We start from the raw sequence: 24,692 nt of genomic DNA, 5'->3' as shown, positions 1-24,692 counted from the left end.
GCGCCGGGGCCGCGCCGGACTCCGATCACGGGGACTACGCCTCGTAGGGGCGGGCCGGCCACGGGGCGAGGGCCGGGCGCAGGGCCTCGATGCCGCCCTCGGCGGCGAGGGCGGCGGCCAGGGCCAGTACCCCGGTCACCAGTCCCGGGTTGTGCAGCTCACCCGCCAGGACGCCGCGGACCAGGTCCGCGAGCGGGACCCGGGCGATCTCCATGTCCGCCTCCTCCTCGGAGACCTCGTACCGCTCCCCCTCGGCCTCCGCCAGATCCCGCGCGAGGAAGATCCGGACGGCCTCGTCGGATCCGCCGGGCGAGGTGAAGAAGTCGGCCAGCACCCGCCATTCGCCCGCCTTGGCGTGCGCCTCCTCGTACAGCTCCCGCTGGGCGGCGTGCAGCGGGTTCTCACCGGGTACGTCCAGCAGCCCGGCCGGGAGCTCCCACAGCCGGTGCCGCACCGGGTGGCGGAACTGCTTGAGGACCAGCACCCGCTGCTCCTCGTCGAGGGCGAGCACGCACACGGAGCCCGGGTGCACCTGGTAGTCGCGGCGCACCACCGAGCTGTCGGGCATCCGGACCTGATCCGACTTGACGGCCGTCTTCGCGCCCTCGAACGGCGTCCGTGAGGCGACGACCTCCCACGACTCCGGTGTGTCCACGATGTCGTTGCCCATGGCCATGGCCGATACCTTCCCCGAGAACGCGACAGCCGGGGCACGATCCGTGCCCCGGCTGCCTACGTTATGCGGTCAGGCTCTCACTTCGCGGACTGCTGCCGCTCCACGGCGGCCTTCACCAGGCCGGCGAAGAGCGGGTGCGGGCGCGTGGGGCGCGAGCGCAGCTCCGGGTGGGCCTGGGTGGCCACCAGGTAGGGGTGCACCTCGCGCGGGTACTCGACGTACTCGACGAGCTTGTTGTCCGGGGAGGTGCCGGAGAAGACGAGGCCCGCCTTCTTCTCCAGCTCGCCGCGGTAGGCGTTGTTGACCTCGTAGCGGTGGCGGTGGCGCTCGTCCACGTACGCCTCGTCGCCGTACACCTCGCGCACGATGGAGCCCTCGGCGAGCTTCGCCGGGTACATGCCCAGACGCATGGTGCCGCCCAGGTCGCCCGCACCCTCGACGAAGGCCAGCTGCTCCTCCATGGTCGAGATGACCGGGTTCGCGGTCGAGGCGTCGAACTCGGTGGAGTTGGCGTCCTCGATGCCCGCGAGGTTGCGCGCGGCCTCGATGACCACGCACTGCAGACCCAGGCACAGGCCGAGCAGCGGGATCTTGTTCTCGCGGGCGTAGGTGATCGCGCCGACCTTGCCGTTGACGCCGCGGTCGCCGAAGCCGCCGGGCACGCAGATCGCGTCCACGTCGCCGAGCACGGCCGCCGCGCCGGCCGGGGTCTTGCAGTCGTCGGAGGTGACCCACTTGATCTGGACCCGGGCCTTGTTGGCGAAACCGCCGGCGCGCAGCGCCTCGGTCACCGACAGGTAGGCGTCGGGCAGGTCGATGTACTTGCCGACGAGCGCGACCTTGACCTCGTGGTCGGGGTTGTGGACCCGGTCGAGCAGGTCCTCCCACACCGTCCAGTCGACGTCGCGGAACGGCAGGTCGAGCTTGCGCACGACGTAGGCGTCCAGGCCCTCGGTGTGCAGCACCTTCGGGATGTCGTAGATCGACTTGGCGTCGATCGCCGCGACGACGGCCGCCTCGTCCACGTCGCACATCAGCGAGATCTTGCGCTTGATGGAGGTGGGGACGTCACGGTCGGCGCGCAGCACGATCGCGTCGGGCTGGATACCGATGTTGCGCAGGGCCGCGACCGAGTGCTGGGTCGGCTTGGTCTTGAGCTCACCGGAGGGGCCGATGTACGGGAGCAGCGAGATGTGCACGACGAAGACGTTGTCGCGGCCGACCTCGTGGCGGACCTGGCGGACGGTCTCCAGGAACGGCAGCGACTCGATGTCGCCGACGGTGCCGCCGACCTCGGTGATGACGACGTCGACGTCGTCGGTCGCCATGCGGCGGATGCGGTGCTTGATCTCGTTGGTGATGTGCGGGATGACCTGCACCGTGTCACCGAGGTACTCGCCGCGGCGCTCCTTGGCGATGACCGTGTTGTAGACCTGGCCGGTGGTGACGTTGGCCGAGCCGTCCAGGTCGACGTCGAGGAAGCGCTCGTAGTGGCCGATGTCCAGGTCGGTCTCGGCGCCGTCGTTGGTGACGAACACCTCGCCGTGCTGGAACGGGTTCATCGTGCCGGGGTCGACGTTCAGGTACGGGTCGAGCTTCTGCATCGTGACCCGAAGACCGCGCGCCTTGAGCAGCGCACCCAGGCTGGAGGCCGTCAGGCCCTTGCCGAGGGAGGAAGCGACACCCCCGGTGACGAAGATGTGCTTGGTCGTCATGGATTTGGGCGGCATCGCCAAGAGGGGGCTCCCGTGGTCGCGAGGTGAGGTGCGTCCGGCGCCGGTCACCGTCGATCCGGAAGGGTCTCAGGGGGCGCCGAAGCTGCGGTTTCGGGGCTCCTGATTCGCACAGGCAGACCACCGGTCCACGGGGTACCAGCCTATCAGCGCCCGGCGGGGTCCGCCTCCGGGCACGCGGCGCGCCCGCTCCGTCCGGGGGCGCCCGAGTGCGCCGGGGCGGCGAAGCCGCTGCTCACCCGTTCGGCCCAGCCGCATTCTTCGAGGGCTCACGGAGATCACTAGGGTGCCGTCATATCCTGCTCGGATATTGCACACATCACCGCCGGGCAGTCCGTCGGACGGCCTAACCGAGCCGATATACGGAATCATGGGCTCACGCGGAGATCCCTGCACACAGGAGACCGCGCAACCGCGCAATGCAAGCGCCCTTCGGGGCGGACGTGGCCGTTCGACTGGAGATGCACGTGTCCGGGCGCATCGAGGATTACGCACTGATCGGGGACATGCAGACCGCGGCACTGGTCTGTCGGGACGGGGCGGTGGACTGGCTGTGCCTGCCACGCTTCGACTCGCACGCCGTGTTCGCGAGCATTCTCGGCACCGAGGAACACGGGTTCTGGCGGATCGGCCCGTCGTTCCCGGCCGGGACCGAGGCCCCGCGTGCCACACGGCGCCGATACCGCGGTGACTCGCTGGTGCTGGAGTCGGAGTGGGACACCCCGCGCGGCAAGGTCCGCGTGATCGACTTCATGCCGCCGCGCGAGGACCACGCGCCGCAGCTGATCCGCATCGTGGAGGGCATCAGCGGGCGGGTGCCGATGCGCTCGGCGCTGCGGATGCGCTTCAGCTACGGGCGGGTCGTGCCGTGGGTGCACAGGGTCGACGGGCGCACGGTGGCCGTCGCCGGCCCCGACTCGGTCTGGCTGGACGCCGACGCGCAGACCTACGGCGAGGACCTGACGACGTACTCCGACTTCACCGTCGGACCGGGTGACCGGAAGGCCTTCAGCATCAGCTGGCAGGCCTCGCACCGCGACGCGCCCGAGACCCCCGACGCCGAGGCGGCCCTGGAGTCGACCACCGACTTCTGGCGCGAGTGGGTCGAGCAGTGCACGTACCACGGGCCCTACCGGGAGGCCGTGATCCGTTCGCTGATCACCCTCAAGGCCCTCACGTACGGCCCCACGGGCGGGATCGTGGCCGCGCCGACGACCTCCCTCCCCGAGGAGATCGGCGGGGTCCGCAACTGGGACTACCGCTACACCTGGCTGCGGGACGCGGCCATCACCCTCTCCTCGCTGCTGCGCACCGGATACCGCGAGGAGGCCCGCGCCTGGCGCGAGTGGCTGCTGCGCGCGGTCGCCGGCGACCCGGAGAACCTGCAGATCATGTACGGGATCGCGGGCGAGCGGGAACTCGGTGAGACCGAGCTGGACTGGCTGCCCGGCTACGAGGGTTCCCGTCCGGTCCGCGTCGGCAACGGCGCCGCGGGCCAGCTCCAGCTCGACGTGTACGGCGAGGTCACCGAGGCCCTGCACCTGGGCCACATGACGGGGCTCGCCCGCAGCGACTACGCCTCGCTGCTGCAGCTCAAGCTGATCCGCTACCTGGAGACCCACTGGGACCAGCCCGACGAGGGCATCTGGGAGGTGCGCGGCCCGCGTCGCCACTTCGTGCACTCGAAGGTGATGGCCTGGGTGGCCGTGGACCGCACGATCAAGCTGATCGAGAGCGGGGACGCGGACGGCCCGCTGGAGCGGTGGCGCGAGCTGCGCGACGAGATCCACCAGGACGTGTGCGAGAAGGGCTACGACAAGGAACGCAACACCTTCACCCAGTCGTACGGGTCGAAGGAGCTGGACGCCTCCCTGCTGCTGATTCCGCAGATGGGCTTCCTGCCGCCGGACGACAAGCGGGTCATCGGCACCATCGAGGCGATCCAGCGCGAGCTGTCCACCCCCGACGGTTTCATCCTGCGCTACCCGACGGCGGGCGACGAGGCCGGCGTGGACGGCCTGGAGGGCGACGAGGGAGCCTTCCTGGCCTGCTCGTTCTGGATGGCCGACGACCTGGCGATGATCGGCCGCGTCGACGAGGCGCGGCGGCTGTTCGAGCGGCTGCTGTCGCTCCGCAACGACCTGGGGCTGCTCGCGGAGGAGTGGGACCCGCGGCTCCAGCGGCAGGTCGGGAACTTCCCGCAGGCCTTCAGCCACGTTCCGCTGATCGACACGGCCCTGCGGCTGACGGCCAGCGGCGCGTACGGCGGGTAGCGGCGCGCCCGGGGCGCGGACCGATCTCGCCGCGCCCCGGTGATCGTCCGCGCCTACGCTGGAAGGGTCCTATGCCCTCCCTCCGGTGGAAGGGGGCAGCCATGGCTCCCCTGTCGAAGGCGGGCGCGGCCCTGACCGCGCTCCGCGAGGACCTGTCCGGCGAGGTCTTCGCCCCGGAGGATCCGGGGTACGACGAGGCCCGGACCCTCTTCAACGCGATGATCGACCGCAGACCCGCCGTGATCGCCCAGTGCGAGAGCACGGCGGACGTGGTGACCGCCGTGCGTTTCGCGAGGGAACTGGATCTGAACATCGCCGTGCGCGGCGGCGGGCACAGCGTGGCCGGGATGTCCCTCAACGACGGCGGCCTCGTCGTGGACCTGCGGCGGATGCACGAGGTGACGGTCCATCCGGCGGCCGGGGCGGCGCACATCGGGGGCGGGGCCACGATGAGCCACCTGGACCGGGCCTGCGCGCCGTACGGCCTGGCGACGACCGGTGGCCGCGCCTCCACCACGGGCGTCGGCGGCTACGTCCTGGGCGGCGGCAGCGGCTGGCTGGACCGGAAGTTCGGGCTGGCCGTGGACAACCTGCTCGGCGTGGACCTGGTCACCGCCGAGGGCGAACCGGTCCACGCGACCGCGGAGGAGAACCCGGAGCTGTTCTGGGGGCTGCACGGCGGCGGCGGGAACTTCGGCATCGCCACCTCGCTGACCCTGCGGCTGCACGAGCTGCCCGCCATGTCGATCGCGTTCCTGCTGTACCTGCCGGAGCGCGGGCCCGAGGTGGTCCGTACGTACCGGGACGTCATCGAGGCCGCACCGCCCGAGGCCTCGGGCGCCGCGCTCTACCTCACCGGCCCGCCCGAGGAGTTCGTCCCGCCGCACCTGGTCGGCCGGCTGCTGGCCGGGGCTCTGCTGACGTACGCGGGCCCCGAGGACGAGATGCGGGAGCTGGCGCAGCCGCTGCTGGCGATCCCCCACGAGTCGGAGATCGTCACGGCCATCCCGTACGCCGATCTCCAGTGCATGATCGACGACCCTCCGGGGATGCGGAACTACTGGTCGGCCGAGTACCTGACCGGCTGTCCCGACGCGTTCGTGGACGCCTTCTGCACCCGCGCCGAGTCCATGCCGGTACCGACCGGCACCCAGCACCTGGTCTTCCCGCAGGGCGGCGCCATCGCCTCCGGTCCGACCGACTACCCGGTGCCGTACCGCGACGCGCCGTGGGCGGTGCACCCGTTCGGGATCTGGGAGGACCCGGCCGACGACGAGCGCTGCCGGCAGTGGGTCAAGGACGTCCGCGCCGATGCCCGGCCGTGGAGCACCGGCGCGGTCTACCTCAACTTCACCGGGGACGAGGGCGCGGAGCGGGTGGTCTCGGGGCTCGGCACCGAGAACATGCGGCGGCTGGGCGCGTTGAAGCGGCAGTACGACCCGGACAACGTCTTCCGCTACAACCACAACATCCAGCCCGCCTGACGATGGGCACCGGTGTGCCGGTAGCGTCCCGCGCTATGGAAAACCAGGGCGGAATCACGGTTCAGCGGGCACTGGAACTGCCGGGGCTGCGCGGCGGACTGCCGGAGGTGGTGGCCTGCGCCGACCGCCTGGGGCGGACCGTCCGTTGGGTGCACGCGGGCGAGGTCCCGAACATCGCCTCCCTGCTCAAGGGCGGCGAGCTGCTGCTGACCACGGGCCTGGGGCTCGGCACCCGGCCGGCCGAGCAGCGGGCCTTCGTACGCCGGCTCGCGGACCGCGGGATCGCCGCCCTGGTGGTCGAGCTGGGCCCGCGCTTCACCCGGCTGCCCGCCACGATCGTGGAGACCGCGCGCTCGGCGGGGCTGCCCCTGGTCCAACTCCACCGGGAGGTCCCCTTCGTCGCGGTCACGGAGGAGGTCCACACCGAGATCGTCAACCACCACTACGCCCTGCTCCAGCGGGCCGAGGAGGTCCACCGCCGTTGTACGGAGGCCCTGCTGGGCGGTGGGGGCATCCCCCAGGTCCTGCGGATCCTGGCGGACTTCACGGGGAACCCGGTCTTCCTGGAGACCCCCGACGGGCAGCTCCTGTACGCCGCCGGCAGCGCGGCGGGGGACGCGGGGGCGGACCCGCTCCAGGTGTGGGAGGGCCTGCGCGGCCAGCGCGAGGCCGAACCCGCCACGAACACGGTGGTGGTCGACGTCCCGGGCGGGGGCCACGGCACCGGCTCGGTCCGGGCCCGGGTCGTCCTGGTCGGGGTCTCGGCGCCGCTGCTCCCGGTGCACCGGATGGCGGCCGAACGCACGGCGGGCGTCCTGGCCGTCGTCCTGATGCAGGCGCGGCAGGAGGAGGAGCTGGCGGCGCGCGGCCGCGGCGACTTCCTGACGGACCTGGCGGAGGGCCGGATCTCGGCGGACGACGCCCCGGCGCAGGCCCGCGTCCTCGGCTTCAAGCCGGGCGGCGGTCCGCTGCTGCCGGTGGTGATGCGGCTGGGCTCGGACCTCGGGCCGTCCGGGAACTGGGCCGTTCTGGCCCGTGCGGTGCTGGAGGAGCTGTCGTCGGTCGGCGTCCCGGTCCTGCTGGGTGTCCGCCCGGTCGAGGGCCGGGTGCCGCTGCTGGTCTCGCTGCGCGCGGAGTCGGAGCGTACGGCGGTGGCGGACCGGGTCTCGGCCGCGCTGCGGGCGGGAGTCGAACGCGCGGGCCTGGACCGGGCCGACGCCCCGCCGGCAGTGGTCGTCGGCGTGGCGGGTGGCTGGGCGGCCGCCTCGGCGGGCCTGCGGCACGCCGCGGAGACCGCCACGGCGGCCCACGGCCTGCCGGCCCGACCCTGGTACGACGCCCGGCGCCTGGACATCGACCTGCTGCTGTGGCGGCTGCGCGAACACCCCGACCTGGCGGCCTTCGTGGACCGCGCGATCGGCCCGCTGCGCACGCACGACACGACGTCCCGGCCTCCTCTCCTGCCGACGCTGGAGACGTACCTGGCCCATGCGGGCCGTAAGGCGGAGACGGCACGGGAGCTGCACCTGAATCGGCAGACGCTGTACAACCGGCTGGCCCGCATCTCGGAGCTGCTGGGCACGGACCTGGACGACCCGGAGACGGTCCTCTCCCTGAGCCTGGCCCTCCGCGCCCGCCGCCACACCCTTTCCTGACGCCGTTCCCGGGCTCCGCCCGGACCCGCGCCTCGATCGCCGGCGGGCTCCTTGGGAGCCCGCCGGCGATCGAGGCGCGGGGGTGCCGGGGCAGCGCCCCCGGAGCGGCGGCGCGCCACGGCACGGCGCTGCCCCGCCGGGAGGCTAGCGGCGGCGGGTCCGTTCCATCAGTTCGTCGTAGACCGACAGGACCTGCGCGACCGTGTCGTCCTCCGACGGCCACGTCGCGGCCTGCGCGCGCCCCGCGATCACCAGCGCCGCCCGGCGGTCCGGGTCGGACAGCAGGTCCGTCACGGCCGAGGCGAGCGGTCCCGCCTCGCCCGGCGGGACCAGGACCGCGCCCTCGCCCACCAGCTCCGGGACACCGCCCACCGTCGTGGCCACCAGCGGTACGCCCGCCCGCAGGGCCTCCTGCGCGAGCAGCGCCCGCGCCTCCCACCGGCTCGGCAGGACCGCCAGGTCCGCCGCCGCCAGCAGCTGTGCCGCGTCCCGGCGACGCCCCAGCAGCCGCACCGGCAGCCCCTCGGCCTCGATCCGCCGGGAGAGCTCCGCCCGGAGCGGCCCCTCCCCCGCGATCACCAGCAGCGGTGCCGGGTCCAGGCCGCGCCACTCCCGTGCCGCGTCGAGCAGGACCGAGTACCCCCGGTGCGGCACCAGGCTGCCGACGGCGATCAGCAGCGGCCGTTCCACCGCGCCGAGTTCCGCCCGTACCTTGCCGGGGTCGGCCGCCGTCTCCGGACCGCCCGCCGGGTCGGTCGGGACCGCCACCGGGGCCAGTCGCGCGTCCTTGGCGCCCCGCAGCCGTGCGACGTCCACCTGGTCCGAGGAGGCCCCGAGCACCACCGCCGCGGCGCGGGCGACGTGCCGTTCCAGCATCCGGCTGAGCCGCCCGAGCGCTCCGGCCGCCGTCGGACCCTCGCCGTGCCAGCTCACCACCAGCGGCACCCGGCGCCCCCGTATGGCGAGCGCGGCGCGCATTCCGGCGCGTACGCCGTGCGCGTGCACGAGGTCCGCGCCGGCGCAGGCGGCCCGCAGCACGCTGACCGCGTCGGGGGCGAACTCCGCCCCGGCGCCGGTGAAGTCGTACTCGCCCTCCGCCTGGACGGGCGCGCACACCGTGACCCGGACTCCGCGCGCGGCGAGGCCGGTCGCGAGCGAGCGTACGTGCGCGCTGCTGCCCGCGCCCGCACCGGTGCCGAGTACGTGCACGGTGCGCAGCGGCGGCCGGCCGTAGGGCTGGGCCGGAAGGGAGGTGGAGACCGGGGAGCTGCTCACGGGCCGAAGCTCCAGGGTGAGGGAGTCAGAGACGTCGCCAAGGATGCCAGTCCGCACGCGCGTTCCGGGACCATACGGGTGCGGATCCCGTACGAGATACCGCAGCACGCCTCTCAGCCTCACCCACACGGACGATCCCGAGGCCGTCCCGGGGACGGCGAGGGGCCCGGAACGCCGAGCGTTCCGGGCCCCCACGGTCGTTCGGCTCACGCGTCCGCGCGTGCCGCCGCCAGCAGTTCCTCGGCGTGCGCCCGCGCCGAGGCGGAGTCCTCGTGGCCGGCCAGCATGCGCGACAGTTCGCGGATGCGGTCCTCGCCCTCCAGGACGGTGACCCCGGAGCGCGTGACGGAGCCGTCGTTGGTCTTCTCGACGAGCAGTTGACGGTCCGCGAAGGCCGCCACCTGCGGCAGGTGCGTGACGACCACGACCTGCGCCGACTTGGCCAGCTTCGCCAGCCGCCGGCCCACCTCGACCGCGGCCTTGCCGCCGACGCCCGCGTCGACCTCGTCGAAGAGGTAGGTGGGTACGGGGTCGGAGCCCGCGAAGACGACCTCGACGGCGAGCATCACCCGGGACAGCTCACCGCCCGAGGCGCCCTTGGCGATCGGCCGTGGCTGGGCTCCCGGGTGCGGGGCCAGCAGCAGTTCGACCTCGTCCGTGCCCGAAGGGCCGTAGGCGACGGGGCGGCCGTCGACCTCCACCCCGTCGGGGTCGTCCGTCTGTCGGACGTCGATGGTCACGCGGGCGTGCGGCATCGCCAGCGAGGCCAGCTCCTCCGTCACGGCGGAGGCGAAGCGGGTCGCGGCCTCCACCCGGGCGTCGGTCAACGCCTGTGCGAGCAGGGACAGTTCGTCGCGCAGTCCGTCACGCTCGGCGGTCAGTTCGGTGATCCGCTCGTCGTCGCCGTCCAGTTCGAGCAGCCGTGCCGCGCCCAGTTCGGCCCACTCCAGTACGGCGTCCACGGTGCCCTCGGAGCCGTACTTGCGGGTGAGCTGCGTCAGGGCGGCCCGCCGCTCCTCGACCGCGGCCAGGCGCAGCGGATCGGCGTCGAGGTCGTCGGCGTAGCCGGCCAGTTCCCCGGCCACGTCGGACAGCAGGATGCCCAGCTCCCCGATCCGTTCGGCGAGCGCGCCGAGGGCCGGGTCGTGGGAGCGTACGGATTCCAGCGCCCGGTGGGCGCCCGCGACGAGCATGTTGGCGTCGATGGCCTCCGGGTCCTCGGGGTTGCCCGCGAGCGCGGCGTGGGCCAGCTGCGCCGCCGAGGCCAGCGATTCGGCGTGCCCGAGCCGTTCCGCCTCGGCCGCGAGCTCGGCGTCCTCGCCGGCCACCGGTTCCACGGCCGCGATCTCGTCCAGTCCGAAGCGCAGCAGGTCGGCCTCCTGGGCGCGTTCCCGGGCCCGGGTGGTGATCTCCTCCAGCTCGACGGCGACCGCGCGGAGTCTGCGGTAGGCCGAGCCGTACTTCTCCAGGGGGACGGCGACGGCGTCCCCGGCGTACCGGTCGAGCGCCTGCCGCTGCCGGGCGGGGCGCAGCAGCCCCTGCTGGTCGGTCTGCCCGTGTACGGCGACCAGGTCGTCGGCGAGTTCGCCGAGCAGGCCGACGGGCACGGAGCGGCCGCCGACGTGGGCGCGCGAGCGGCCCTCGGCGGAGACGGTCCGGCTGATCAGCAGGGCGCCGTCGTCGAGCTCGGCGCCGGCCTCCTCTGCGCGTACGGCGGCGGGGGCGTCCGGGCGCATGACGATGCGCCCCTCGACCACCGCCGCTTTGGCCCCGATCCGCACCAGGGCGGGGTCGGCGCGACCGCCGAGCAGCAGCCCGAGGCTGGTGACGACCATCGTCTTGCCCGCGCCGGTCTCGCCGGTCACCGCGGTGAATCCGGGCGACAGCTCGACCACCGCGTCGTCGATGACCCCGAGCGACCGTATCCGCATCTCCTCAAGCACGGGACGACGATACCGAGGTTTCATGGGTGCCATGTGACGTCACCCGTCCCGAGTTCTCCGAACACATGTGCTATTTATACTCTCCCGGCCGAACTCCCCCTCGTGTCACGGGACTAGGCGCCGGGGACCTTTTCGCACTCGGTCCGGCTTGCGGGCGACAAGTGCGGCATTCGCGCCCGCCGCGTCCAGCGGCCGGACCTCGACCGGCCCGAATCGCCCGAGGCCGACCGTCTTCTCCCGAGCCGTCGCGGCGACCCGGGGCACGGCCGCGCGACGCCCTCGACCCGCACGGCGTGTTCGCCCGGGGCCGCTTCGAAGGGCCGCGGCCGCCCCCGCCCCGTGATCCCCGTCCGTCAGTGCGGCGCGCCGCGCCACCCCGACACCGGCAGCGCGAACTTGGCGACGAGCCGGTCCGTGAAGGACGCGTGGTGCAGCCGGGCGAGCCGCACGGGCACAGCACCCCGCCGTACCTCGACCCGCGCCCCGGCGGGCAGCTCCAGCGTGCGCCGCCCGTCGCACCACAGCACGCCGTGCGGAGTACCGTTCTGCACCTCGACCGCCAGGACCGAGGTCGGCGAGGTCACCAGCGGCTTCGCGAACAGCGCGTGCGCGCTGATCGGCACCATCAGCAGCGCCTCCACCTCCGGCCAGACCACCGGCCCGCCCGCGGAGAAGGCGTAGGCCGTGGAGCCCGTCGGCGTGGCGCAGACGATCCCGTCGCAGCCGAAACCGGTCACCGGGCGCCCGTCGATCTCCAGGACCACCTCCAGCATCCGCTCCGGGGACACCTTCTGGACCGCGGCCTCGTTCAGCGCCCAGTCCCGGTGGACGACGTCGCCGTTCGTCCGCACGATCACGTCGAGGGTCATCCGCTCCTCGACCTCGTACGAGCGCGTCACCACCCGGTCCACGACCTTGTCCAGGTCGTCGCGTTCGGCCTCGGCGAGGAAGCCCACCCGGCCCAGGTTGACGCCCAGCATCGGCACCCCCGAGGCGCGCGCGAACTCCGCGCCCCGCAGCAGGGTCCCGTCACCGCCGAGCACGATGAGCAGCTCACAGCCGTCGAGTGCGCCCGGGGTGAACTCGGTGACCAGCTCCACCTCGGCGGGCAGCGGCAGGTCCACCGCCTCGTGCTCCATGACGCGCACGCCCAGCCCGCATCTCAGCAGACCCTGCACCACCAGCTCGGCGCTGCGGATGGCCGCCGGCCGTCCGGTGTGCGCGAGCAGGAAGACCGTCCGCCCTTCCCCCGAAAGCCCAGAACCCGAAGTCGAACCCGATCCCGCTGTACCCGATGAATCTGTCACTGCGGCCCCTCCGCCACTGCACGGTCAACATCCGCCGGGTCGAGGGCCGGTGCCCCCGCCCGAAGCCACAGAAAGTACTCGACGTTCCCCGACGGCCCCGGCAGCGGACTCGCCGTCACGCCGAGAACACCCAGTCCGAGCTTCGCCGCCTGCGCCGCGACCTCGCGCACGGCCTCGGCCCGCAGCTCCGGGCTGCGCACCACGCCACCGCTGCCCAGCCGGTCCTTGCCGACCTCGAACTGCGGCTTGACCATCAGCACCAGGTCCGCGTCCGGCGCGCAGCAGCGCACCAGCGCCGGCAGCACCAGACCGATGGAGATGAAGGACAGGTCGCCGACGACCAGATCGACGGGAAGCCCGTCGAGCTGCTCCACCGTCAGCTCGCGCACGTTCGTACGGTCCTTGACCGTGACCCGGTCGTCGCTCTGCAGCGACCAGGCCAGCTGCCCGTAGCCGACGTCCACGGCCATCACGTGGGCCACGCCCGAGCGCAGCAGCACGTCGGTGAACCCGCCGGTGGAGGCGCCGGCGTCCAGCGCGCGGCGGCCCTCGACGACCAGCCCCTGCGGCTGGAAGGCCGCCAGTGCTCCGGCCAGCTTGTGGCCTCCCCGGGAGACGTAGTCGGGGTCGCTGTCGTCCTTGCGGACCACCAGGGCCGCGCTGGTCTCGACCTGGGTGGCCGGCTTGGTCGCGGTGGTGCCGCCCACGGTCACCCGGCCCGCGGCGATCAGCTGCGCGGCGTGCTCGCGCGAGCGGGCCATGCTGCGGCGTACCAGTTCGGCGTCCAGGCGGCGGCGTGCCACTCCTGCCACGTTCGGTTCAGCTCCTGTTTTCGTACGGTCCGGGGACGGGCGGTGCGTCCAGCGCGGTCAGCGCCTCACGCAGCCCCTGGTGGACATCCTCGTACACCTCGACGTGTCCGTCCGCCGCGAGGTGGTCGGCGTCCGCCAGCCGCGCCAGGTGCGCGTCCACGCCGGCGTGGCCGGTGGGCGTCCGTACGACGCCCAGCGCCACGGGCCCGGCGGGCCCGGCGGGCTCGGCGGGCTCGGCGGGCTCGGCGGCGGCTTCGACTGGCGGGTCGGCGGCTTCGTCGGTCATGCCCCGACGCTACCCCGAAGCGCTCCGCGACCACGCATGGCTCTGCGGTACGGTCGTGATCACGATGGCTACGATCCAGGAGTGCCGTGAAGCACTCGACAACCTCTCCGGCAATCTCGCACGGGCCGACGACGGCGTGCGCGGCGCGGCCGCGTTCGACCGCTCCCTGAGCTGCCACATCACCGACCTCGACCAGACGTTCACGGGCCGCCTCGACGCGGGCCGGATCCGGGTGGACGCGGTCGCCCCGGGCCCGCCCGCGAAGAAGGCGGAGATCCGGCTCGCGATGACGGGCGACGACCTCGTGGCCCTCGTCGCGGGCGAGCTGAAGTTCGCGAAGGCCTGGGCCACGGGCCGAGTCAAACTCGAAGCCGGCTTCCGCGACCTGCTCCGCCTCAAGAGCATGCTCTAGCCACACCCACCCGAGCCCGCACTCCCAGCCCGCCAGGACCCTCCGGCACCCCCCAGCCCCGCCGGCGTTCGAGGCGCGGGGGTCCGGGGGCGGCGCCCCCGGCAACGGCGCCGCACCCGGCAGGGCACCGGCACGGCACGGCCTGCCCGGTCCGCAGGCCGGAGCTACTGCGCCCGAGCCCCCGCAGGGGCCACCGCACGGGCCTTGCGCGCCGCCGGAACCACCAGCGGCGTCCCCGTCTCCGGATCCGGGATCACCTGACAGCGCAGCCCGAACACCTTCTCCACCAGCTCCGCGGTGACCACCTCCGCCGGCGGCCCCTCCGCGACGACCTTCCCGCCCCGCATCGCGATCAGATGCGTCGCGTACCGGGCCGCGTGGTTCAGGTCGTGCAGCACGGCCACCAGCGTCCGCCCCTGCGTCTCGTGCAGTTCCGCGCACAGGTCCAGCACGTCGATCTGGTGCTGGATGTCCAGGTACGTCGTCGGCTCGTCGAGCAGCAGCAGCGGCGTCTGCTGGGCCAGCGCCATCGCGATCCACACGCGCTGCCGCTGCCCACCCGACAGCTCGTCCACGGCCCGGTCCGCGAGCTCGGCGACCCCGGTCGAGGCCATCGACTCGTTCACGATCCGCTCGTCCTCGGCCGACCACTGCCGCAGCAGCCCCTGGTGCGGGTACCGGCCGCGCGAGACCAGGTCGGCCACCGTGATGCCGTCGGGCGCGATCGAGGACTGCGGGAGCAGGCCCAGGGTCTTGGCGACCTTCTTCGCGGGCATCGACCCGATGGCCTGGCCGTCCAGCAGCACCCGCCCGGTGGACGGCTTCAGCATCCGTGACAGGGCCCGCAGCAGCGTGGACTTGCCGCAGGCGTTGGGGCCGACGATCACCGTGAAGGAGTTGTCGGGGATCTCCACCGACAGGTTCTCGGCGATGACCCGCTGGTCGTAGCCGAGGGTCACGTTCTCCGCGGTCAGCCGCTGCACTTGGGTACTCCTCATGAGGTTCATATACGTCCCGCCTTGCGCTCGGTGACGAGCAGCCAGAGCAGGTAGACACCGCCGACGAGGCCGGTCACCACACCCACCGGCAGCTGGTCGGCGCCGAAGGCCCGCTGCGAGGCCCAGTCGGACACCATCAGCAGCACCGAGCCCATCAGGGCGGCGTTCACCAGGTTCCCGCCGGGCGAGCGGGTCAGCCGCCGGGCCAGCTGCGGCGCGGCCAGGGCGACGAAGCTGATGGGCCCGGCCGCCGCGCTCGCCGCGGTGGTGAGCAGGATCGCCGCGAGCATCAGCAGCAGCCGTGTCCGCTCCACCCGCACCCCGAGCGCGTACGCGGCGTCGTCGCCCATCTCCATCATCCGCAGGGCCCTGCCCTGCCCGAGGACCAGGGGGAAGAGCACCGCGCACACCGCGAGCAGCGGCCACACCTGCGCCCAGTCCCGGCCGGCCAGCGAGCCGGTCAGCCACACCATGGCCCGGGTGGCCTCGATCAGCTGGGCCTTCGTGATCAGGTACTGGATCACGGCGATGAGCATGGCGGAGGCGCCGATGCCGACCAGCACCAGCCGGTAGCCCTGGATGCCCTGCTTGTAGGCGAGCAGGTAGACGGCGGCACCGGCCAACACTCCGCCGGCCAGGGCGCCGACGGCCACCTCGGTGGCGCCGCCCTTGAACAGGATGATGACGACGAGCGCGCCGACCGCCGATCCGTATCCGAAGCCGAGCATGTCCGGGGAACCGAGCGGGTTGCGGGAGACGGACTGGAAGACGGCTCCGGAGATCCCGAGCGCCGCGCCGACGAGCAGCGCGACCAGGGCCCGCGGCAGCCGCAGGTCGTTGACGATGAAGTCGGTGGCGGGGGTGCCGTTGCCGAGCAGGGTCTGTACGACGTCCCACGGCGCGATCTCGAAGTCGCCGGTGCCGATGAGGACGACGGACATCGCGAGCGTCGCGACGGTCAGCAGGACGCCGACGGCCAGGGCGCGCCGTTCGACGCGCAGCGAGACCCCGCCGGGCAGGCGCAGCGGACGGGGTCCGGGCCGGCGGCCCTTGCGCGGGGTGTCGGTCGCGGTTCCGGTCGACGTCTCGGTCGCGGTCGCGGTCACAGCTGGGCCATCCTCTTGCGCCGAACCAGGTAGATGAAGACCGGGCCGCCGATGAGCGCGGTCACGACGCCGACCTGCAGTTCGGCGGGCCGGGTGACGACCCGGCCGATGATGTCGGAGCCGAGCAGCAGGACCGGCGACAGGACGGCCGAGTAGGCGAGCACCCAACGCATGTCGGGACCGGTGAAGGAGCGGACGAGGTGCGGGACCATCAGCCCGATGAACACGATGGGCCCGCACGCGGCGGTCGCCGCACCGCACAGCAGGGTGATGGCGACCATGGCGCCGATCCGGGTCCGCGTCAGGTGCGCACCGAGCGCCCGTGCCGTGTCGTCGCCCATCGCCATCGCGTTGAGCGGCCGGCCCAGCGCCAGCGCGAGCACCGCGCCGACGAGCAGGAAGGGGGCCACCTGTCGGACGGTGTCCATGTTGGCCGAGGCGAGCGAACCCACCGTCCAGAAGCGCAGCTTGTCCAGCGCCTTGCTGTCCATCAGCTGCACGGCGTTGATGTAGCCGACGAGCGCCGCGCTGGCCGCCGTACCGGCGAGCGCGAGGCGTACCGGGGTGGCGCTGCGGCTGCCGCCGAGCACGTACACGAGGACCGAGACGAGGGCGGCGCCGAGGAAGGCCCACCACACGAACTCGCTCAGCGAGCTCGCGCCGAAGAAGCTGATCGCGGAGACCACGGCGGCCGCGGCGCCGGCGTTGACGCCGAGGATGCCGGGTTCGGCCAGCGGGTTGCGGGCCAGCGCCTGCATGACGGCACCGGACAGGCCGAGTCCGAGCCCGACCATCAGACCGAGCAGGGTGCGTGGGATCCGCAGGTCCCGCACCACCACGTCGTTGGGCGTTCCCGCGTAGGCGAACAGGCCGTGCCAGACCTCGTCCAGGGACATCTGCTTGGCGCCCACGGCGATGCTCACGACGGCGACCAGTGCCAGCACCGCGAGAGCGGCGAGCAGACCGGCGGCGCGCGCGGCATGGCGCGGGCGGGCTACGGCGGCGTCGGCGCCCTTGTCGGGCGCCGCGCTCCGTTCGGGTTCAGGGGGACTCTCGACCAACACGCAGGTTAGGCTAACCTACCCTCCGCACGGTCGGGTCCCCCGGACGGCCCTAAAGACCCAGCCTGGCCAGTGCCTTCGCCGCGTCGAGCGTGCAGGCCCCGTCGCCGGCCGCCGTCCAGGCCGCCGCGCACAACGCCCGCAGCCCGTCGAGCGGATCCCCCGTCCCCCCGCTCTCCGCGCCCTGTCCGGTCTCCCCGTTCTCCCCGGTCTCTCCGTTCTCCCTGAGCTCCAGCACGCCACCGTTCGTCGCGACCGCCGTCCAGCCGCCGCAGCGGAAGCCCTCCGCGAACGGCTCCACCTCCGGCTGCCCGGACAGCAACCCCCGCAGATCCCGGTCCACATAGGTCGGGCGGTGCCTGGGCTCGGCCCGCAGCAGCTGCTCGGCGTCCGTGACCCCGGTCAGCACGAGCAGCGAGTCCACCTCCCCGTTGAAGGCACCCTCGATGTCGGTGTCCAGGCGGTCCCCGACCACCAGCGGCCGCTCCGCCCCGGTCCGCAGCACCGTCTCCCGGTGCATCGGGGGCAGCGGCTTGCCCGCCACCTGCGGCTCCGCGCCCGTGGCGATTCGTACGACCTCCACCGCGGCCCCGTTGCCGGGCGCGATGCCCCGTGCCCCCGGGATCGTCAGGTCGGTGTTGGACGCGAACCACGGCACCCCGCGGTTGATCGCGTACGAGGCCTCCGCGAACCGTCCCCACGGCAGGTCGGGACCCCCGTACCCCTGGACGACCGCCGCGAGCCCCTCCTCCTCGGCCGAGTCCACCGGCACCAGACCCCGCTCGCGCAGCGCGACCCGCAGCCCGTCCCCGCCGATCACCAGCACCTTCGACCCCGGCTCCACCTGCTCCGCGATCAGCCGGGCCACCGCCTGCGCCGAGGTGATCACCTCGGCCGCCTCCGTCGGGATGCCCAGCTCCCCCAGGTGCTGCGCGACCGCGTCGGGCGTCCGCAGCGCGTTGTTCGTGACGTACGCGAGGTGCATCCCGTCCGCCCGGGCCGCGGCGAGGGACTCCACCGCGTACGCGATGGCCTCACCGCCCGCGTACACCACCCCGTCCAGGTCCAGGAGGGCGGTGTCGTAGGCCTGGTGCAGACTCTGCTCACTCGCCGCGGGACTGGTCCTGTTCTGCCGGGTCATCCTGTCCGCTCCTCATGAGATCGACCTTGTCCGATTCCGTACTGCCCCGATCATCCCGCATGGCGAGACGGGTCTTACCATGCACCAATGACCACATCTGGTACCGCGGAGCATGGGCTGCGCCTGATCCCGTTCCATGGCCTGCGCTACGTCCCTGAGCGTGTCGGCAGCCTCGCCGCCGTCACCTCGCCGCCGTACGACGTGGTCGTGCGCCCCGACGGAGTCGACCACCTCGAATCCGCCGACCCGCACAACATCGTCCGCCTGATCCTCCCCCAGGCGGGTACCCCGGCCGCGCGCAACGAGCAGGCCGCGCGCACTCTGCACGACTGGCTCGCCGACGGCATCCTCAGCGCCGACCCCGAGCCCGCGCTCTACGTGTACGAGCAGCGCCGGGCCGGCCTGCTCCAGCGCGGTGTGATCGGCGCCCTCGCCCTGTCCGCCGCCGACGCCGGCATCGTCCTGCCGCACGAGGACGTCATGCCGGACGTGGTCACCGACCGGGCGGGCCTGATGCGGGCGACCTCCGCCAACCTCGAACCCCTCCTGCTGACCTACCGGGGCGACGACCCCGGCACGGGAGCGGCCGCGGTCGTCGAACGGACCGCCCGGCTCGCCCCCCTCCTGTCGACGACCACCGAGGACGGCTTCCAGCACCGCTTGTGGGCCATCACGGATCCGGCCGAACTCGCCACCGTCACGGCGGACCTCAGCCACCGCCAGGCCCTCATCGCCGACGGCCACCACCGCTGGGCGACGTACCTGCGCCTCCAGGAGGAGCACGGCTCCCCCACCGCCTGGGACTTCGGCCTGGTCCTCCTCGTGGACACGGCCCGCTACCCGCTCCAGGTACGCGCCATCCACCGGATGCTGCGCCGCCTCCCGGTGGCGGACGCCCTCGCCGCCCTCGACGGCCACTTCCGCGTCCGCCCGGTCGACGGACCGCTCCCGCTGGCCCTGGACGCCCTCGCGGACGCCTCGGAACGCGGCAACGCCTTCCTCCTCGCCGGTGACGGTGCCTTCCACCTGGTCACCGACCCCGATCTGGCGCTCCTCGACAGCACGGTCCGCCACGACCGGCCCGAGGCCTGGCGCCGGCTGGACGCCACCGTCCTGCACGCGACCCTGCTCGACGCCCTCTGGCACATCCCGGACGCCCCGGACCAGATCACGTACATCCACGACGCCGCGTCCACCGTGGCCATGGCCGAGCGGCACGGCGGTACGGCGGTGCTGCTGCATCCCGTACGCGAGGAAGTCGTACGGGACCTGGCCCGCCAAGGCGTCACCATGCCCCGCAAGTCCACGTCCTTCGGACCGAAACCGGCCACGGGCCTGGTCCTGCGCGGCCTGGGCTGATCTCCTCCGGACATGGAGAAGGGCGGTACCCCGGTCGGGGTACCGCCCTTCTTCATGTCACCGTGCCTCAGGCCTTGTCGCCCTCGGCGTCGGGGTCGGCGTCGGCCGCGGACTGCTCCAGCGGCTCGTACTCCTCGTCGTCCTCGTCGTAGTACTCGGCGACGTCGGAGGCGCGCTCGGCCGCTGCGATCTCCGCAGCGTCCTCGTCGTCGTCCTCGTCGTCCTCGTCGATGTCGTCCTCGTCCTGGTCCTCGTCCTGGTCATCGGCGAGGTCGGACAGGTCGATCGAGGCGTCGACGAACTCGACACCGTCGAGCTCGGCGAGACGGTCGGAGGCGTCGGTGGACCCGTCCTTGTCCGCCTCCAGGGTCTTTGCGAACCACTCGCGCGCCTCGTCCTCACGACCGGCCGCCAGCAGGGCGTCGGCGTAGGCGTACCGCAGGCGCGCGGTCCAGGGCTGGACGGAGCTGGAGGCCAGCTCCGGGCTCTGCAGGGTCACGATGGCGGCTTCGAGCTGCCCCTGGTCCCGCCGGGCACCGGCCGCGACGAGACGCATCTCGACCTGACCGGCCTTGTCCAGCTTCTGCACCTCGGGCTCGCCGGCCATGGCCAGTGCCCGCTCCGGACGGCCGAGGCCGCGCTCGCAGTCGGCCATGACGGGCCACAGCTCGACGGAGCCGGTCATGCGCTTGGCGGCACGGAACTCCGCGAGGGCCTCGCTGTACTTCTGCGTGGCGTACGCGGCGAAGCCGGCGGCCTCGCGGACGGCGGCGACGCGGGAGGCCAGGCGCAGGGCGATGCGCGAGTACGCGTACGCCTGCTCGGGCTCGTCGTCGATCAGCCGCGCGACCATGACGAGGTTCTTGGAAACCTCTTCGGCCAGGCCCTTGGGCAGGCTCAGCAGCTCCTGGCGCACATCGGCGTCGATCTCGAAGCCGGTGACGTCCTCGTCGATCGGAAGCCGCTTGACCGGGTCCCGGTCGCGGTCCGCGCGGAAGTCGCGGTCGCCGCCACGGTCATCGCGGCCACGGTAGCCACCACGGTCACCACCGCGATCGTCACGGCCACCACGGAACCCGCCACGGTCGCCACCGCGGTCGTCGCGACGGGGGTAGGACGGGCGGTCGCCGCCACGGTCGTCACGGCCGCCACGGTACCCACCGCGGTCGTCGTCACGGCGCGGGTACGAGGGACGGTCGCCACCACGGTCGTCGCGACGGAAGCCGCCGCCACCACCGGAAGGACGGCCACCACGGTCGTCATCGCGACGGGGGTAGGACGGGCGGTCGCCGCCACGGTCGTCACGGCCGCCACGGTACCCACCGCGGTCGTCATCGCGACGGGGGTACGAGGGACGGTCGCCACCACGGTCGTCACGGCGGAAGCCGCCGCCACCACCGGAGGGACGCCCACCACGGTCGTCATCCCGACGGGGGTACGAGGGACGGTCCCCACCACGGTCATCACGACGCGGGTACGACGGACGGTCGCCACCACGGTCGTCACGGCCGCCACGGTACCCACCGCGGTCGTCGTCACGGCGCGGGTACGAGGGACGGTCGCCACCACGGTCATCACGACGCGGGTACGACGGACGGTCGCCACCACGGTCGTCACGGCGGAAACCGCCGCCACCACCGGAGGGACGCCCACCACGGTCGTCATCGCGACGCGGGTACGACGGACGGTCACCGCCACGGTCGTCACGGCGGAAGCCGCCGCCACCACCGGAGGGACGCCCACCACGGTCGTCGTCACGGCGCGGGTACGAGGGACGGTCACCACCACGGTCATCACGACGGGGGTACGAGGGGCGGTCGCCGCCACGGTCGTCACGGCCGCCACGGAATCCACTGCGGTCGTCGTCGCGACGGGGGTACGAGGGACGGTCGCCACCACGGTCATCACGACGCGGGAAGGACGGACGGTCGCCACCACGGTCGTCACGGCGGAAACCGCCGCCACCACCGGAGGGACGCCCACCACGGTCGTCATCGCGACGGGGGTACGACGGACGGTCGCCACCACGGTCATCACGACGCGGGAAGGACGGACGGTCACCACCACGGTCGTCACGGCGGAAACCGCCGCCACCACCGGAGGGACGCCCACCACGGTCGTCATCGCGACGCGGGTACGACGGACGGTCACCACCACGGTCATCACGACGGAAGCCGCCACCGCCGCCGGCACCGCCGGAGGGACGCCCACCACGGTCATCGCGACGGAAGCCGCCACCGCTGCTGGACGGCCGGCCACTGGCACCACGGTCGTCACGACGGAACGGGGGACGGTCGCCACCACGGTCGTCACGGCCCCCGCGGTAGCCGCCCCTGTCACCGCCGTCGTTGCGCCGAGGCTCGCGCTCCGGACGATCGTCGGGAGAGTTGGACATGGGTGTGACTCCTGTCTTCGGGGTACCGCTAGTCATTCTCGCGCAACCAACCCATGGCCGCGCTTCGGCGTAAAAAGGTGAAAAACAAAAAGGACCCTTGGTCCAGCGTTGAACGCTGGACCAAGGGTCCTTTGAAAGATTGTTCGGCGGCGTCCTACTCTCCCACAGGGTCCCCCCTGCAGTACCATCGGCGCTGAAAGGCTTAGCTTCCGGGTTCGGAATGTAACCGGGCGTTTCCCTAACGCTATGACCACCGAAACCCTATCGGTTTCGAGCGAACAAGCACACTTTGTAGTTATGTTCTAGCTCTAGAAACCAGCAACTGTTCGTTGCTTCAGAACTAACACAGTGGACGCGAGCAACTGAGGACAAGCCCTCGGCCTATTAGTACCAGTCAGCTTCACCCGTTACCGGGCTTCCACATCTGGCCTATCAACCCAGTCGTCTACTGGGAGCCTTACCCTCTCAAGGAGGTGGGAATACTCATCTTGAAGCAGGCTTCCCGCTTAGATGCTTTCAGCGGTTATCCCTCCCGAACGTAGCCAACCAGCCATGCCCTTGGCAGGACAACTGGCACACCAGAGGTTCGTCCGTCCCGGTCCTCTCGTACTAGGGACAGCCCTTCTCAATATTCCTACGCGCACAGCGGATAGGGACCGAACTGTCTCACGACGTTCTAAACCCAGCTCGCGTACCGCTTTAATGGGCGAACAGCCCAACCCTTGGGACCGACTCCAGCCCCAGGATGCGACGAGCCGACATCGAGGTGCCAAACCATCCCGTCGATATGGACTCTTGGGGAAGATCAGCCTGTTATCCCCGGGGTACCTTTTATCCGTTGAGCGACGGCGCTTCCACAAGCCACCGCCGGATCACTAGTCCCGACTTTCGTCCCTGCTCGACCCGTCGGTCTCACAGTCAAGCTCCCTTGTGCACTTACACTCAACACCTGATTGCCAACCAGGCTGAGGGAACCTTTGGGCGCCTCCGTTACCCTTTGGGAGGCAACCGCCCCAGTTAAACTACCCATCAGACACTGTCCCTGATCCGGATCACGGACCGAGGTTAGACATCCAGCACGACCAGAGTGGTATTTCAACGACGACTCCACAACCACTGGCGTGGCTGCTTCAAAGTCTCCCACCTATCCTACACAAGCCGAACCGAACACCAATATCAAACTGTAGTAAAGGTCCCGGGGTCTTTCCGTCCTGCTGCGCGAAACGAGCATCTTTACTCGTAGTGCAATTTCACCGGGCCTATGGTTGAGACAGTCGAGAAGTCGTTACGCCATTCGTGCAGGTCGGAACTTACCCGACAAGGAATTTCGCTACCTTAGGATGGTTATAGTTACCACCGCCGTTTACTGGCGCTTAAGTTCTCAGCTTCGCAACCCCGAAAGGTCACTAACCGGTCCCCTTAACGTTCCAGCACCGGGCAGGCGTCAGTCCGTATACATCGCCTTACGGCTTCGCACGGACCTGTGTTTTTAGTAAACAGTCGCTTCTCGCTGGTCTCTGCGGCCACCCCCAGCTCACGGAGCAAGTCCGATCACCAGTGATGGCCCCCCTTCTCCCGAAGTTACGGGGGCATTTTGCCGAGTTCCTTAACCATAGTTCACCCGAACGCCTCGGTATTCTCTACCTGACCACCTGAGTCGGTTTAGGGTACGGGCCGCCATGAAACTCGCTAGAGGCTTTTCTCGACAGCATAGGATCATCCACTTCACCACAATCGGCTCGGCATCAGGTCTCAGCCTTGATGAGGGACGGATTTGCCTACCCCTCGGCCTACACCCTTACCCCGGGACTACCACCGCCCGGGCTGGACTACCTTCCTGCGTCACCCCATCGCTTACCTACTACAAGTCTGGTTCGTCGGCTCCACCACTTTCCTTTCCCCGAAGGGTCCGGAACGGCTTCACGGACTTAGCATCGCCTGATTCGATATTGGGCGTTTCAAAGCGGGTACCGGAATATCAACCGGTTGTCCATCGACTACGCCTGTCGGCCTCGCCTTAGGTCCCGACTTACCCTGGGCAGATCAGCTTGACCCAGGAACCCTTAGTCAATCGGCGCACACGTTTCTCACGTGTGTATCGCTACTCATGCCTGCATTCTCACTCGTGAACCGTCCACAACTAGCTTCCGCTGCTGCTTCACCCGGCACACGACGCTCCCCTACCCATCACAGCCTCCGTTGGGAGTATTGCTGCAATGACACGACTTCGGCGGTACGCTTGAGCCCCGCTACATTGTCGGCGCGGAATCACTTGACCAGTGAGCTATTACGCACTCTTTCAAGGGTGGCTGCTTCTAAGCCAACCTCCTGGTTGTCTCTGCGACTCCACATCCTTTCCCACTTAGCGTACGCTTAGGGGCCTTAGTCGATGCTCTGGGCTGTTTCCCTCTCGACCATGGAGCTTATCCCCCACAGTCTCACTGCCGTGCTCTCACTTACCGGCATTCGGAGTTTGGCTAAGGTCAGTAACCCGGTAGGGCCCATCGCCTATCCAGTGCTCTACCTCCGGCAAGAAACACACGACGCTGCACCTAAATGCATTTCGGGGAGAACCAGCTATCACGGAGTTTGATTGGCCTTTCACCCCTAACCACAGGTCATCCCCCAGGTTTTCAACCCTGGTGGGTTCGGTCCTCCACGAAGTCTTACCTCCGCTTCAACCTGCCCATGGCTAGATCACTCCGCTTCGGGTCTAGAGCGTGCAACTCGATCGCCCTGTTCGGACTCGCTTTCGCTACGGCTTCCCCACACGGGT

Annotated in this window: 17 protein-coding genes, 2 rRNA genes and 1 pseudogene (1 of these 20 only partly in view); 5 read left to right on the top strand and 15 right to left on the bottom strand. The window is 71.2% G+C overall.

The window, feature by feature from the left end; translation table 11 throughout:
- Positions 1 to 34: 34 nt before the first annotated feature.
- On the bottom strand, positions 35 to 670 hold the full coding sequence (locus ACWG52_RS28790) for an NUDIX domain-containing protein (RefSeq protein ID WP_389814567.1): 636 nt from the start codon (positions 668 to 670) through the stop codon (positions 35 to 37).
- Positions 671 to 753: 83 nt separating this feature from the next.
- Positions 754 to 2,406 carry a CTP synthase gene (locus ACWG52_RS28785; RefSeq protein WP_033224951.1) on the bottom strand — a complete coding sequence of 551 codons (1,653 nt, stop codon included), beginning with the start codon at positions 2,404 to 2,406 and terminating at the stop codon, positions 754 to 756.
- Between the two features lie 464 nt (positions 2,407 to 2,870).
- On the opposite strand from ACWG52_RS28785, the gene ACWG52_RS28780 reads away from it, so the two are divergent.
- From ACWG52_RS28780 to ACWG52_RS28770, 3 genes are all read left to right on the top strand, one after another.
- Positions 2,871 to 4,682, top strand: coding sequence for a glycoside hydrolase family 15 protein (locus ACWG52_RS28780; protein ID WP_389814565.1), 1,812 nt, complete (start codon positions 2,871 to 2,873; stop codon positions 4,680 to 4,682).
- A 101-nt stretch (positions 4,683 to 4,783) separates the two neighbouring features.
- The gene (locus ACWG52_RS28775) at positions 4,784 to 6,166 is read left to right on the top strand and encodes an FAD-binding oxidoreductase (RefSeq protein WP_389814285.1); all 1,383 of its coding nucleotides are present in this window, start codon (positions 4,784 to 4,786) and stop codon (positions 6,164 to 6,166) included.
- Between the two features lie 35 nt (positions 6,167 to 6,201).
- Complete coding sequence (locus ACWG52_RS28770) at positions 6,202 to 7,821, top strand: PucR family transcriptional regulator (protein ID WP_266440763.1); 1,620 nt, start codon at positions 6,202 to 6,204, stop codon at positions 7,819 to 7,821.
- 144 nt (positions 7,822 to 7,965) lie between these two features.
- Here the strand turns inward: ACWG52_RS28770 and ACWG52_RS28765 are convergent, their stop codons facing one another.
- The 5 genes from ACWG52_RS28765 to ACWG52_RS28745 all read right to left on the bottom strand — a co-directional run bounded on the left by ACWG52_RS28765 (position 7,966) and on the right by ACWG52_RS28745 (position 13,444).
- Positions 7,966 to 9,096 (bottom strand): glycosyltransferase family 4 protein, encoded by a 1,131-nt coding sequence (locus ACWG52_RS28765; RefSeq protein WP_389814282.1) that lies wholly within the window; start codon positions 9,094 to 9,096, stop codon positions 7,966 to 7,968.
- Between the two features lie 206 nt (positions 9,097 to 9,302).
- The gene (recN, locus tag ACWG52_RS28760) at positions 9,303 to 11,027 is read right to left on the bottom strand and encodes a DNA repair protein RecN (protein WP_389814561.1); all 1,725 of its coding nucleotides are present in this window, start codon (positions 11,025 to 11,027) and stop codon (positions 9,303 to 9,305) included.
- Between the two features lie 365 nt (positions 11,028 to 11,392).
- Positions 11,393 to 12,346 carry an NAD kinase gene (locus ACWG52_RS28755; protein ID WP_375945729.1) on the bottom strand — a complete coding sequence of 318 codons (954 nt, stop codon included), beginning with the start codon at positions 12,344 to 12,346 and terminating at the stop codon, positions 11,393 to 11,395.
- Complete coding sequence (locus ACWG52_RS28750) at positions 12,343 to 13,158, bottom strand: TlyA family RNA methyltransferase (protein ID WP_033224946.1); 816 nt, start codon at positions 13,156 to 13,158, stop codon at positions 12,343 to 12,345. Before ACWG52_RS28750 ends, ACWG52_RS28755 begins: the two co-directional genes overlap by 4 nt.
- A gap of 7 nt (positions 13,159 to 13,165) precedes the next feature.
- Entirely contained in the window at positions 13,166 to 13,444 is a 279-nt protein-coding gene (locus tag ACWG52_RS28745) for a hypothetical protein (protein WP_453126345.1), read from the bottom strand.
- Between the two features lie 64 nt (positions 13,445 to 13,508).
- Here ACWG52_RS28745 and ACWG52_RS28740 point away from each other — a divergent pair, with 64 nt between their 5' ends.
- Positions 13,509 to 13,856, top strand: a complete 348-nt coding sequence (locus ACWG52_RS28740; RefSeq protein ID WP_033225008.1) for an SCP2 sterol-binding domain-containing protein — start codon at positions 13,509 to 13,511, stop codon at positions 13,854 to 13,856.
- 164 nt (positions 13,857 to 14,020) lie between these two features.
- Here the strand turns inward: ACWG52_RS28740 and ACWG52_RS28735 are convergent, their stop codons facing one another.
- Genes ACWG52_RS28735 through ACWG52_RS28720 form a run of 4 tightly spaced genes read right to left on the bottom strand, consistent with a single transcriptional unit; the run spans position 14,021 to position 18,162 of the window.
- Positions 14,021 to 14,854, bottom strand: coding sequence for an ABC transporter ATP-binding protein (locus tag ACWG52_RS28735; protein ID WP_389814274.1), 834 nt, complete (start codon positions 14,852 to 14,854; stop codon positions 14,021 to 14,023).
- A 5-nt stretch (positions 14,855 to 14,859) separates the two neighbouring features.
- Positions 14,860 to 15,960, bottom strand: a complete 1,101-nt coding sequence (locus ACWG52_RS28730) for a FecCD family ABC transporter permease (protein WP_389814271.1) — start codon at positions 15,958 to 15,960, stop codon at positions 14,860 to 14,862.
- Positions 15,957 to 17,024, bottom strand: a complete 1,068-nt coding sequence (locus tag ACWG52_RS28725; protein WP_390141717.1) for a FecCD family ABC transporter permease — start codon at positions 17,022 to 17,024, stop codon at positions 15,957 to 15,959. The genes ACWG52_RS28730 and ACWG52_RS28725 overlap by 4 nt, the downstream gene beginning before the upstream one ends.
- A gap of 49 nt (positions 17,025 to 17,073) precedes the next feature.
- Positions 17,074 to 18,162, bottom strand: a complete 1,089-nt coding sequence (locus ACWG52_RS28720) for an HAD-IIA family hydrolase (RefSeq protein ID WP_389814265.1) — start codon at positions 18,160 to 18,162, stop codon at positions 17,074 to 17,076.
- Between the two features lie 87 nt (positions 18,163 to 18,249).
- Here ACWG52_RS28720 and ACWG52_RS28715 point away from each other — a divergent pair, with 87 nt between their 5' ends.
- Complete coding sequence (locus tag ACWG52_RS28715; RefSeq protein ID WP_389814262.1) at positions 18,250 to 19,521, top strand: DUF1015 family protein; 1,272 nt, start codon at positions 18,250 to 18,252, stop codon at positions 19,519 to 19,521.
- A gap of 67 nt (positions 19,522 to 19,588) precedes the next feature.
- On the opposite strand, the gene ACWG52_RS28710 is transcribed toward ACWG52_RS28715, so the two are convergent.
- The 4 genes and pseudogenes from ACWG52_RS28710 to ACWG52_RS28695 form a co-directional block, all read right to left on the bottom strand.
- Positions 19,589 to 20,437 carry a tetratricopeptide repeat protein gene (locus ACWG52_RS28710; RefSeq protein WP_389814556.1) on the bottom strand — a complete coding sequence of 283 codons (849 nt, stop codon included), beginning with the start codon at positions 20,435 to 20,437 and terminating at the stop codon, positions 19,589 to 19,591.
- Positions 20,438 to 21,016: 579 nt separating this feature from the next.
- Positions 21,017 to 21,901 (bottom strand): annotated as a pseudogene (locus ACWG52_RS28705) (hypothetical protein); the annotation flags it as partial.
- A 156-nt stretch (positions 21,902 to 22,057) separates the two neighbouring features.
- Positions 22,058 to 22,174 (bottom strand): 5S ribosomal RNA (gene rrf, locus ACWG52_RS28700).
- A gap of 106 nt (positions 22,175 to 22,280) precedes the next feature.
- A 23S ribosomal RNA gene (locus tag ACWG52_RS28695) occupies positions 22,281 to 24,692 on the bottom strand (it continues 711 nt past the right edge of the window).

This window comes from Streptomyces sp. CLCI03, assembly GCF_053615355.1.
Note: the sequence above shows the minus strand (reverse complement) of the source record. Positions and strands in the feature narration are given on the sequence as shown.

What these genes read in the sequence shown, in the direction of transcription:
- ACWG52_RS28735 (WP_389814274.1), bottom strand. Translation starts at nt 14,854, where the DNA reads ATGAGGAGTACCCAAGTGCAGCGGCTGACCGCGGAGAACGTGACCCTC.
- ACWG52_RS28715 (WP_389814262.1), top strand. Translation starts at nt 18,250, where the DNA reads ATGACCACATCTGGTACCGCGGAGCATGGGCTGCGCCTGATCCCGTTC.
- ACWG52_RS28790 (WP_389814567.1), bottom strand. Translation starts at nt 670, where the DNA reads ATGGGCAACGACATCGTGGACACACCGGAGTCGTGGGAGGTCGTCGCC.
- ACWG52_RS28775 (WP_389814285.1), top strand. Translation starts at nt 4,784, where the DNA reads ATGGCTCCCCTGTCGAAGGCGGGCGCGGCCCTGACCGCGCTCCGCGAG.
- ACWG52_RS28745 (WP_453126345.1), bottom strand. Translation starts at nt 13,444, where the DNA reads ATGACCGACGAAGCCGCCGACCCGCCAGTCGAAGCCGCCGCCGAGCCC.
- ACWG52_RS28770 (WP_266440763.1), top strand. Translation starts at nt 6,202, where the DNA reads ATGGAAAACCAGGGCGGAATCACGGTTCAGCGGGCACTGGAACTGCCG.
- ACWG52_RS28740 (WP_033225008.1), top strand. Translation starts at nt 13,509, where the DNA reads ATGGCTACGATCCAGGAGTGCCGTGAAGCACTCGACAACCTCTCCGGC.
- ACWG52_RS28785 (WP_033224951.1), bottom strand. Translation starts at nt 2,406, where the DNA reads ATGCCGCCCAAATCCATGACGACCAAGCACATCTTCGTCACCGGGGGT.
- ACWG52_RS28780 (WP_389814565.1), top strand. Translation starts at nt 2,871, where the DNA reads ATGCACGTGTCCGGGCGCATCGAGGATTACGCACTGATCGGGGACATG.
- recN (WP_389814561.1), bottom strand. Translation starts at nt 11,027, where the DNA reads ATGCGGATACGGTCGCTCGGGGTCATCGACGACGCGGTGGTCGAGCTG.
- ACWG52_RS28720 (WP_389814265.1), bottom strand. Translation starts at nt 18,162, where the DNA reads ATGACCCGGCAGAACAGGACCAGTCCCGCGGCGAGTGAGCAGAGTCTG.